This is a genomic window from Luteimonas sp. A478 (genome assembly GCF_054052025.1).
This window is the reverse complement of the sequence record NZ_JBSVRF010000008.1, coordinates 60,033-69,624: the sequence shown is the minus strand read 5'-3', so window position 1 is coordinate 69,624 and position 9,592 is coordinate 60,033. Positions and strand designations below refer to the sequence as shown.

The 9,592-nt window shown below is 68.5% G+C and carries 11 protein-coding genes; 1 reads left to right on the top strand and 10 read right to left on the bottom strand.

Annotation, left to right across the window (positions count from 1 at the left end; all coding sequences use genetic code 11):
• Nucleotides 1-155: 155 nt before the first annotated feature.
• Genes metX through ccmA form a run of 10 tightly spaced genes read right to left on the bottom strand, consistent with a single transcriptional unit; the run spans nt 156 to nt 8,133 of the window.
• Nucleotides 156-1,271, bottom strand: a complete 1,116-nt coding sequence (gene metX / locus ACW7G3_RS13665) for a homoserine O-acetyltransferase MetX (protein WP_456983420.1) — start codon at nt 1,269-1,271, stop codon at nt 156-158.
• 58 nt (nt 1,272-1,329) lie between these two features.
• Nucleotides 1,330-2,346, bottom strand: a complete 1,017-nt coding sequence (locus tag ACW7G3_RS13660) for a tetratricopeptide repeat protein (RefSeq protein ID WP_456983419.1) — start codon at nt 2,344-2,346, stop codon at nt 1,330-1,332.
• Nucleotides 2,346-2,792, bottom strand: a complete 447-nt coding sequence (locus ACW7G3_RS13655) for a cytochrome c-type biogenesis protein (protein ID WP_456983417.1) — start codon at nt 2,790-2,792, stop codon at nt 2,346-2,348. The genes ACW7G3_RS13660 and ACW7G3_RS13655 overlap by 1 nt, the downstream gene beginning before the upstream one ends.
• Nucleotides 2,789-3,343, bottom strand: coding sequence for a DsbE family thiol:disulfide interchange protein (locus ACW7G3_RS13650; RefSeq protein WP_456983415.1), 555 nt, complete (start codon nt 3,341-3,343; stop codon nt 2,789-2,791). Before ACW7G3_RS13650 ends, ACW7G3_RS13655 begins: the two co-directional genes overlap by 4 nt.
• A complete protein-coding gene (locus ACW7G3_RS13645) occupies nt 3,340-5,295 on the bottom strand; it encodes a heme lyase CcmF/NrfE family subunit (RefSeq protein ID WP_456983413.1) in 1,956 nt (651 codons plus the stop codon). Before ACW7G3_RS13645 ends, ACW7G3_RS13650 begins: the two co-directional genes overlap by 4 nt.
• Before the next feature lie 48 nt (nt 5,296-5,343).
• Nucleotides 5,344-5,826 (bottom strand): cytochrome c maturation protein CcmE, encoded by a 483-nt coding sequence (gene ccmE, locus ACW7G3_RS13640; protein ID WP_456983412.1) that lies wholly within the window; start codon nt 5,824-5,826, stop codon nt 5,344-5,346.
• Entirely contained in the window at nt 5,823-5,987 is a 165-nt protein-coding gene (gene ccmD / locus ACW7G3_RS13635) for a heme exporter protein CcmD (protein WP_456972611.1), read from the bottom strand. Before ccmD ends, ccmE begins: the two co-directional genes overlap by 4 nt.
• Complete coding sequence (locus tag ACW7G3_RS13630) at nt 5,984-6,733, bottom strand: heme ABC transporter permease (RefSeq protein ID WP_456972609.1); 750 nt, start codon at nt 6,731-6,733, stop codon at nt 5,984-5,986. The genes ccmD and ACW7G3_RS13630 overlap by 4 nt, the downstream gene beginning before the upstream one ends.
• Before the next feature lie 60 nt (nt 6,734-6,793).
• Nucleotides 6,794-7,477 carry a heme exporter protein CcmB gene (gene ccmB / locus ACW7G3_RS13625; protein WP_456972607.1) on the bottom strand — a complete coding sequence of 228 codons (684 nt, stop codon included), beginning with the start codon at nt 7,475-7,477 and terminating at the stop codon, nt 6,794-6,796.
• Entirely contained in the window at nt 7,474-8,133 is a 660-nt protein-coding gene (gene ccmA, locus ACW7G3_RS13620) for a heme ABC exporter ATP-binding protein CcmA (protein WP_456983411.1), read from the bottom strand. Before ccmA ends, ccmB begins: the two co-directional genes overlap by 4 nt.
• Before the next feature lie 226 nt (nt 8,134-8,359).
• Here ccmA and ACW7G3_RS13615 point away from each other — a divergent pair, with 226 nt between their 5' ends.
• Nucleotides 8,360-9,508 (top strand): pyridoxal phosphate-dependent aminotransferase, encoded by a 1,149-nt coding sequence (locus ACW7G3_RS13615; protein WP_456983409.1) that lies wholly within the window; start codon nt 8,360-8,362, stop codon nt 9,506-9,508.
• Nucleotides 9,509-9,592 lie beyond the last annotated feature (84 nt).

Here is a 9,592-nt window from a genome sequence, read left to right as displayed (position 1 = left end):
CCCCCCCCCCCCCCCCCCCCCCCCCCCCCCCCCCCCCCCCCCCCCCCCCCCCCCCCCCCCCCCCCCCCCCCCCCCCCCCCCCCCCCCCGCCTGTGAAAGCCCCGGCGACGCCCGCGAAACCTGACGTCACGCGGCTTCGCGCGCATGGCGCGCTCCTACAGGGCGGTGAGGAATTCGCGGACGGGCGGGCCGAAGCGGTCGAAATCGACCAGGAAGGCATCGTGGCCCTGCGGCGACTCCAGCGGCACGAAAGTTGAAGTGGCGCCGCCAGCGCGCAGGCCGTCGGCAATCTGGCGCTGCTGCTGGATCGGGAACAGGATGTCGGTATGCACGCCGATCGTCATCGCCTTCTCCACCCGGATGGAGGCGAGCCCGGCGTCGATGTCACCGCCGGCACAGTCGCCGATGTCGTACCAGTCCATGCACCGGCTCAGGTAGAGGTAGCTGTTGGGATCGAAGTGGCGAACAAACTTGCGCGCATGGGCTTCCAGGTAGCTTTCCACCTGGAACTCCATGCCGAACGGATCCTCGTCATCGCGCCGGTCGGACTCCAGCCGCACCCGGCCAAAGCGTCCATCCCATTCCAGCGCCGAGCGGTAGGTGATCACTCCCAGCTTGCGGGCCATGCGCATGCCTGCTTCCGGATAGCGTTCATCATCGAAGTCGCCGCCGTTCCAGTTCGGATCCAGGCGGATCGCTTCGCGTTGCAGTGAGCGGATGGCGATCGAGAACGGCAGCGCCTGTGCCGCGCCGGAGATGTTCACATGGCTCCGGGTCATGCCGGGGTAGCGCTGCAGGAACGCCAGCCCGCACATGCCGCCCATCGAATTTCCCACCACGCAGGCCAGCCTGCCGATGTCCAGCGCACGCACCAGGTGGGCGGCCGAATCGGCGATGTCCTCAACCGAAAGTTCGGGAAAACGCAGCCCCCACGGCCGTCCGTCGTCAGGATGGGGCGAGGCGGGGCCGCTGGAGCCCTTGCAGCTGCCCAGCGGGTTGATGCACACCACGAACCAGCGGTCCGTATCGATGGGTCGGCCGGGGCCAACCATCTCTTCCCACCAGCCGGGCTCCGGGTTGTCCGGATTGGCGGCGGCGTGGGCGTTGGGTGAGAGGCCGGGAAGGATCAGCACGGCATTGCTGCGGTCCGGGTCCAGCCGGCCCCAGGTTTCGTAGGCGAGCCGTCCGTCGCGCAGCTCGCCGCCGCGTTTCATCGGGAAGGATTCGGGAAGGGCCAGAAAGCGGGTGCCCTGGGGGATGAATTCGGTCATGGCCGCCAGTTTAACGTTGGCGGCAACCGGCCGTAACCGTCCGTGGGCGCAGGGCGCCTCAGTCGAGTGCGCCCAGCACCAGTTCCACCGGACCGTCCGTGGGGAGCTTGATCCGTACCGGTGTCGAGGTGATATCGCCCTCCTGGGCAGACGCGGTGCCGGTGCTGGAAATGCGTGCCACGAGTTCGACTTCCTCTACCGTCGACAGGGCCTGGGTAGGCATTACCGCGTCGCTGTCGTCGAGGGTCAGCTCCAGCGGCAGGTCGCGCACCAGCCGGCGCTGGGCGGCGACGGGCATGGGCGATCCGCCCGGCACCCGTGCGGCCACGAACACCACTGCGTCGGGATCCAGCCGCACCATGGCAGCGAATTCGGGATCAACCGTGACCCGTACCTGGACCGCGTTGGGCGACGACGGAGCGTCGGCCGCCTGCGGGATATCGGCAAGCGGTTCCATGCCGGCATCGCCGCGCGCCGCGTTGATCTGCTGCAGCAGGCCGGCGGCAGCCTGGGGCCCAAGTACCGTTAGCAGCGGCTCCCATGTTTCCGCCGCAAGAGCATCTTCGCCGGCCTGACGCTGGGCGATGCCAAGAAACAGCCGCGCGCGCTGGTAGGACGGATCAATCTGCAACGCCCGCTCCAGCAGCGCCCTGGCCTCCGCAGTGAAACCACCCGCCGCTTCCACGGAGGCAATTGCCTCGGCGTGCTCGGTCAGGATGCCGGGGTTTTCCGGATCCAGGCGCGCGGCGCGGCCGAGCGCATCGCGGGCATCTTCGTAGCGTCCCATCTCGGCGTAGGCCCGGCCAAGCAGGCGCCAGCCTTCGCCCTGCAGCGGGTCACGCTCCAGGTCCGCCTCGAGCAGGGCAACCGCTTCTTCCATGGTGGTCGGCGCCTGACGCTGCCCCGGGTCGAGTCCGTCCGGGGTGCCCACCAGCAGGTACAAGCCGGTGGCAAGCAATGGAACCGACAGCGCGACGGCGATTGCCGTGCGCCGGGATTGACCGCGCAGTGGCCCGGCCAGAACCATGGCCGCGGCTACTGCAAGCAGCGCCGAAAGAATGATGAAAGCAACCATTACCACTCCTGTCCGTCATCGACCGGCACTTCTTCGCCGGCCACGGCGCTGCTGCGCTTGCGCACGGTGCGCACCACCACCACCGCGCCGGCCAGCAGCAACACGCCGGGGCCAAACCACAGCAGCCAGGTATTGGCCGACACGCGCGGCCGGTACAGCACGAACTCGCCGTAGCGGGCCACCAGGAAATCCCGGACCTCGTTGTCATTCATGCCCTGGCGCATCAATGAGAGCACCTCGCGGCGCAGGTCATGGGCGATCTGGGCATTGGAATCGGCCAGCGACTGGTTCTGGCACATCACGCAGCGAAGCTCCACCACCAGCTGGCGGAAGCGGTCTTCCTCGGCCGCGTCGCGGAACTCGAGCGGGGTCGGGTCCTGGGCCGCCTGGGCCAGGACGGCCGTGGGGATAAATGCCAACAGCAATGCGAGCAGCAGGGTTCTCATCCGCCTTCCACCTCATCCAGCGCCGGCAGCAGGCCGGTGCGCAGGCTTTCTTCGGTCAGCGGGCCCACGTGCTTCCAGCGCACGATGCCGTCGGCGTCGACCAGGAATGTCTCCGGTGCGCCGTAGATGCCCCAGTCGATGGCGTAGCGGCCTTCGTAATCGGTGACCACCAGCCAGTACGGATTGCCGAACTGCTCCAGCCAGCGCAGGGCGTCATCCGGCTCGTCCTTCCAGTTGTAGCCCACCAGGCGCACGCGCCGCGTTTCGGCGAAGTCGGTGAGCACCGGATGCTCGTCGCGGCAGCCCGGGCACCAGCTGCCCCAGACATTGAGCACGTAAGGCGTGCCGCGCAGGTCCTCTGCAGTGACCAGGTAGTCCGGCGCATGCAGCACCGGCAGTTCGAATTCCGGCGCCGGGCGGTTGATCAGCGGCGAGGGCAGCGCGTCGCGATCCGGGTCGCGGCTGAGCCAGACGCCCGCGGCAAGCAGGGCGGCGATCAGGCCGAACACGACCAGCGGCAGCCAGCGTGACCGGGGGGCGGCAGCACTCACTCGGCGGCCCTCCGCCCGGTCTGCCCGGTTCCTGCCCGCGGGTTCTGCCTGCGGCGGAAGCGGCGATCGGCTGCGGTCACGAACCCGCCCAGCGCCATCAGCGCCGCACCGGCCCAGATCCAGCGCACGAACGGCTTGATGTGCACGCGCACGGCCCAGGCGCCTTCGCCCAGCGGCTCGCCCATGGCGGCGTAGACATCGCCGAAGAAGCCGGTGTGGATCGCGGCTTCGGTCATGACCTGGCCGCCGCTGGCGAAGTGCCGTTTCTCGGGCGTCAGCAGTTTGATCTCGCGGCCGTCGCGCAGCAGCATCACCCTGCCACGGTCGGCGATGTAGTTGGGCCCCTGCACGCGCTCCACGCCATCGAAGCGGAATTCCATCCCGTCCACTTCAACCACCTGGCCGGGCTGCATGGCCATTTCCCGCTCGGCGTCCAGCGCGCTCACCATCAGCGCGCCCACCACGAACAGGGCCACGCCGAAGTGGGCCAGGCTCATGCCCCACATTTCCAGTGACATGCGTCCGCTGGCCGAGCGCAGCCGCGACCACACGAAGCGCAGGGTCCCGAAACCGACCCAGATGCCTCCGCCTATCGCGGCGGCGATCTTCCACGGCGCCTGCGGCGCGAGGAAGAAGGCGATCGCTCCCCCCACCAGCGCCAGCACGAACCACGGCGCCAGCATCCGCAGCGGTTTGCCTGGCTCTTCGCGCTGCCAGCGAGTCAGCGGCCCGAACGGCAACAGCAGCACCAGGGGCGCCATGAGGATGACGAACAGCAGGCCGAAATAGGGTGGGCCAACCGAGATCTTGCCCATGTCCAGCGCATCGGCCAGCAGCGGGTACAGCGTGCCCAGCAGCACCATCGCGGTGGCCGCTACCAGCAGCAGGTTGTTGACCAGCAGCAGGGTCTCGCGCGAAGCAGCGGCAAATGGTCGCCCGGCTTCGTTGTCCGGCGAGCGCAGGGCATACAGCAGCAGCGACGCGCCCACGGTGATGCCCAGGAACAGCAGGATGAACAGCCCGCGTTCCGGATCGGCGGCAAAACTGTGCACGCTGGTCAGCACGCCCGAGCGCACCAGGAACGCGCCCAGCAGCGACAGCGAGAACGTGGCGATGGCCAGCAGCAGGGTCCAGCCGTGGAAGCTGCCGCGCTTTTCGGTGACCGCCTGGGAATGGATCAGCGCCGCGCCGGCCAGCCACGGCATGAAGCTGGCGTTCTCCACCGGATCCCAGAACCACCAGCCGCCCCAGCCCAGCTCCGCATAGGCCCACCACGAGCCAAGCGCGATGCCGATGGTCAGGAACGACCAGGCTACGTTGGTCCACGGCCTGCTCCAGCGCAGCCAGCGGGCATCCACCTTGCCGTCCAGCAGGGCGGCGATGGCGAACGCAAACGGCACGATGAAACCCGCGTAGCCCACGTACAGCATGGGTGGATGCACGATCATGCCCGGATCCTGCAGCAGCGGATTCAGATCGCGCCCTTCCAGCGCGGCGGGCAGTAGCCGGTCAAAGGGATTGCTGGTGAAGATCGTGAAGGCGAGGAAGCCCAGCGCGACCGCGCCCATTACTCCAAGCACGCGTGCGCTGACTTGCGGCGGCAGTGACTGCGACCAGCGCGCCACCGCGGCGTTCCACAGGGCAATGATCAGCACCCACAGCAGCAGCGAGCCCTCATGCCCACCCCACACCGCGGTGATGCGGTAGATCATGGGCAGCAGCGTGTTGGAGTTTTCGGCCACATAGCGCACCGAAAAATCCTGGCTGATGAACGCCCAGGTCAACAGCGCATAGGCAATGCCGATCAGCGCCAGCTGCAGCCAGGCTGCGGGACGGGCCACTGCCATCCACGCAGGGAGGCCACGCTGAGCGCCTGCCAGCGGCAGCACTGCCTGGATGACGGCCGCCACCAGGGCCAGGAGCATCGCGATCTGGCCGAGTTCAGGCAGCATCGGGCGAGCCTCCGTTACTGGCGATCAGGGGAGTGCAGCGGATCAGGATCACTGGCGGATGGCCTCGTCGGCGGGCGTCTCCACCCCATGTTTTTCGTGGGCCAGGCCCATCTTGTCCGCTACTTCCTTCGGCACGTAGGTTTCGTCATGCCGGGCCAGGACCTGCTCGGCAACGAAGGTGTCGCCCTGCATCTGGCCGGTGGCGATCACCGCCTGGTCCTCGCGGAACAGGTCGGGCAGGATCCCGGTGTAGACCACGGGCAGCTGGGCGTCGCCGTCGGTGACCATGAAGTGGGAGTCGATCGAACCGGATTCACGGTTGAAGGAGCCGGCGGCGACCATGCCGCCGAGGCGGAAGCGCGCCTGGCCGGAGGCCACTGCCTCACCGGCGCGGCCGTCCAGCACTTCGGCAGGGGTGTAGAGGTAGGCCACGTTGCGCTGCAGGGCCATCGCCACCAGAGCGGTGGCCACGGCGGCGGCGGCCACCAGCGCCAGGACAAACCAGAGGCGTCTGCGTCGGATCGGATTCATTGGGGATCACTCTCCATTTTTGCTGCGGCCGCGCGCCGGGCCGCCAGCAGGCGGGCCGCGCGCAGGAACTGCCGCGTGCGGATGCGCGGGGCCACGAAGTCCCACAGCAGCACCGCGGTGAATACCAGGTAGGAAGCAAGCACGTAGCCGGCGTAGGTCATGACTTGGCCCCGGTCAGGCGGCGGACCCAGTCCTTGCCAGCTTCGCGATACAGGTTGTCGGCGCGGGCACGGGCCAGCAGCGAGCCAACGAACCAGAATTTGGTGCCGATCACCATCCACACCAGCGGCGGCATCATGCTCGGATCCATGCTGGACTCGCCGAACACGCGGATGGTCTGGCCCTGGTGCAGGGAGTTCCACCACACCACCGAGTAGCGGATCACCGGTAGCAGCGCCACGCCGACAATGGCCAGCAGCGAGGCCACCCGGGCGGCCGCGCGGCGGTCGTCGATGGCGTGGTACAGGCCGATCACGCCCAGATACATGAACAGCAGGATCAGCTGGGTGGTCAGGCGCGGATCCCAGTCCCACCAGGTGCCCCACATGGGCTTGCCCCAGATGCTGCCGGTCGCCAGGGTGATGAAGGTGAAGGCCGCACCGATCGGTGCGCAGGCCATGGCCAGGATCTCGCACAGCTTGATCCGCCAGATCAGGGCAATGGCCGCGTACAGCGCCATCAGGGCATAGATCAGCAGGCTCATCCAGGCCGCCGGCACGTGGATATACAGGATGCGGAAACTGTCGCCCTGCTGGTAGTCGGGCGGCACCGAAAACAGCGCCAGGTACACGCCCACGCCCATGATCAGCACCCCCAGCCCGTAGCACCACGGCGCCCAGCGGGCTGCGAAGCGGTCGAAGTAGGGGGGCGAACCGAGTTTGTGGAACCAGAGGAGGGCGGGATTCATTCTTGGCTGCTACCTGCCGCGTGCGCGGGCGGCGAAGGGTTTCGCTGATGGGAAGTCATGTCAATTGAGCGCAATCCGGATCGCGGTGGCGGCGGTCACCGGGGCAAGTACCAGTGCCAGCACCAGGCCGGCACCGAGCATCAGCAGGCCGCCGACCGGGTCCAGGCCCTGCGCGGCCAGTGCGACGCTGCCTGCGCCGAACACCAGCACCGGTACGTACAGAGGCAGGGCCAGCAGCGCCAACAGGATACCGGACCGGCGCATGCCGACGGTTAACGCCGCCACCACCGCGCCGATCAGGCTGAGCAGCGGCGTGCCCAGTGCCAGCCCCGCCAGCATGGCCGGAAGCTGTTCGCGCGGCAGCTGCAGCAGCTCGGCCAGCAGCGGCGTGGCCACCAGCAGGGGCAGGGCGGTGGTGGCCCAGTGCAACACGGTGCGCACCAGCACCAGCCAGGCCAGCGGCACCGGCGCCAGCATCCACTGCTCCAGCGAGCCGTCCTCGGCATCGCCGCGGAACAGGGTGTCCAGGGCCAGCAGGCCTGACAGCAACACGGCCACCCACAGCACCGCGGCGGCTACGCGCGCCAGCAGTTCGGCATCCCCGCCCAGGGCCAGCGAAAACAGCACCACCACCAGCACCGCGAACAGCGCCGGCTGCAGGGCATCGCCACGTCGGCGCCAGAGCAGGCGCAGATCGCGGACGGCCAGCGCCGAGGCTGCCTGCAGCAATCCGGGCCGGGTCATGGCGCAGGCACCGGTTCGACCTGCCCGCCAAGTAGAAGTTCACGCGTGCGGACCGGGGGCGCGGCATAGGCACCATGGGTGGTGACCAGCGCGGCGCCGCCGTTGCGCAAATGCGCCTGCACCAGCCGGTTCACCAGCTCGATTCCGCCCAGGTCAAGGTTGGCATAGGGCTCGTCCAGCAGCCACAGCGCCGCCGGCGACAGCCACAGTCGGGCCAATGAAAGACGCTTTTTCTGGCCTGCGGACAGCTGCCTGAGCGGGGTGTCCTCGTAGCCGGCCAGGCCGACCAGGGCCAGCGCCGCCTCGGGCGCCTGGCCGCGGCGGCGGCCGTGCAGGCCGCACAGGAAATCCAGGTTTTCCAGCACGCTCAGATCGGCCTTCAGCCCGGGAAGGTGACCCAGATAGGCCATGATCTGCGAGCGCAACTGCGGGCGCGTGGGCTCGCCGTCGATCTCGACCGTGCCTTCGTCGGCGCGCAACAGACCGGCCAGCACGCGCAGCAGGGTGGTCTTGCCGGAACCATTTCCACCGCGCACCAGCAGGGCCTCGCCGCCCTCGACGGCGAAGTCGAGCGGGCCGAACACCGGATTGTCGTTGCGCGTGAAGCGCAGGCCGCGCGCGCTGAGCATGGGCGTGGCGAGCTGGGGGTCGTACATCCAGTTCCTGGCGTGCCGGCAGGGGGCCGGCTGAACACAGGCGCTATTGTATCCAGTCGAGGTGCGGCTGCGGCCCGATTCGCCCGCGTTCACATGCCTGGAACGCGCCCGGGACAGGTGCGACAGGGGGCAGGGAGGGCATGGCCGCGGCGCCACGGGGCGGCTTACACTCGGGCGCCGCGTCGGACGGGTGGATTCCCTGGATGCAGATGGGTAAGGACGACAGATGATTCCCGAAAGCAAGCTGCCCCGCGTCGGCACCACCATTTTCACCGTCATGTCGCAGCTGGCGGCGCGCCACGCTGCGGTCAACCTGGGGCAGGGGTTCCCTGACTTTGCGGTGCCGCAGCGGCTGGTGGACGCCCTGGCCCGGGCCATGCGCGACGGCCACAACCAGTACGCGCCGATGACCGGGGTGCCGGCGCTGTGCGAGGCGATCGCAGCCAAGGTGCAGCGCGTCTACGGGGTTCAGGTGGATCCGCAGGGCGAGGTCACGGTGACCAGCGGCGCCACCGAGGCGATCTTCAACGCGGTGCACGCGGTGGTGCGGGCGGGCGAGGAGGTGATCGTGCTTGATCCGGCCTACGACTGCTACGAGCCGGCGATCGAGCTGGCCGGCGCGCGCGCCGTGCACGTGCCGCTGGATCCGCGTACGTTCGCGCCGGACTGGGAACGGATCCGTGCCGCCGTGACGCCGCAGACGCGGATGCTGATCATCAACTCCCCGCACAACCCATCCGGGGCGATGCTGACGCCGGAAGACCTGCAGGCGCTGGAAAAGCTGCTGGAGGACACCGGCATCTGGCTGCTGTCGGATGAGGTGTACGAGCACATCGTGTTCGACGGCGTCCGGCACGAAACGGTACTGCGCTTTCCTGCCCTGCGCGAGCGGGCGTTCGTGGTGTCCAGCTTCGGCAAGACCTACCACTGCACCGGCTGGAAGGTTGGCTACTGCATCGCGCCACCGGCACTGTCTGCCGAGCTGCGCAAGGTGCACCAGTACAACGTGTTCTGCACCTTCGGCCCGGCGCAGCATGCCTTTGCTGAAATGCTGCGCGAGGAGCCCGAACATGACGAACAGCTGGGCACGTTCTACCAGGCCAAGCGCGACCGCTTCCGCGAGCAGCTGCTGGAAACCCGACTGGTTCCGCTGCCGGTGCCGGGCGGGTACTTCCAGCTGGTGGACTATTCCGCGGTCAGTGATCTGGATGACGCAGCCTTCTGCCGCTGGTTGACCACCGAACATGGCGTGGCGGCGATCCCGCTGTCGCCATTCTATGAATCCGCGCCCGCCGGCCAGCGCCTTGCGCGGCTGTGTTTCGCCAAGAACCAGGAAACCCTGGATGCGGCGATCGAGCGTCTTAAGCGACTGTGACTTGACCGGGGCGGAGGCGTCGTGGCCCCGCCCCGACCGGAGAGATGGCCCGACCGTCGGGCCCGTGTGGCGTACGGACGGGGT

Excerpts from the sequence above, each read along its gene's own strand:
- ccmA (WP_456983411.1), bottom strand. The coding sequence starts at position 8,133 with ATGTACGACCCCCAGCTCGCCACGCCCATGCTCAGCGCGCGCGGCCTG.
- ACW7G3_RS13660 (WP_456983419.1), bottom strand. The coding sequence starts at position 2,346 with ATGGTTGCTTTCATCATTCTTTCGGCGCTGCTTGCAGTAGCCGCGGCC.
- ACW7G3_RS13615 (WP_456983409.1), top strand. The coding sequence starts at position 8,360 with ATGATTCCCGAAAGCAAGCTGCCCCGCGTCGGCACCACCATTTTCACC.
- ccmE (WP_456983412.1), bottom strand. The coding sequence starts at position 5,826 with ATGAATCCGATCCGACGCAGACGCCTCTGGTTTGTCCTGGCGCTGGTG.
- ACW7G3_RS13645 (WP_456983413.1), bottom strand. The coding sequence starts at position 5,295 with ATGCTGCCTGAACTCGGCCAGATCGCGATGCTCCTGGCCCTGGTGGCG.
- metX (WP_456983420.1), bottom strand. The coding sequence starts at position 1,271 with ATGACCGAATTCATCCCCCAGGGCACCCGCTTTCTGGCCCTTCCCGAA.
- ccmB (WP_456972607.1), bottom strand. The coding sequence starts at position 7,477 with ATGACCCGGCCCGGATTGCTGCAGGCAGCCTCGGCGCTGGCCGTCCGC.
- ACW7G3_RS13630 (WP_456972609.1), bottom strand. The coding sequence starts at position 6,733 with ATGAATCCCGCCCTCCTCTGGTTCCACAAACTCGGTTCGCCCCCCTAC.
- ccmD (WP_456972611.1), bottom strand. The coding sequence starts at position 5,987 with ATGACCTACGCCGGCTACGTGCTTGCTTCCTACCTGGTATTCACCGCG.
- ACW7G3_RS13655 (WP_456983417.1), bottom strand. The coding sequence starts at position 2,792 with ATGAGAACCCTGCTGCTCGCATTGCTGTTGGCATTTATCCCCACGGCC.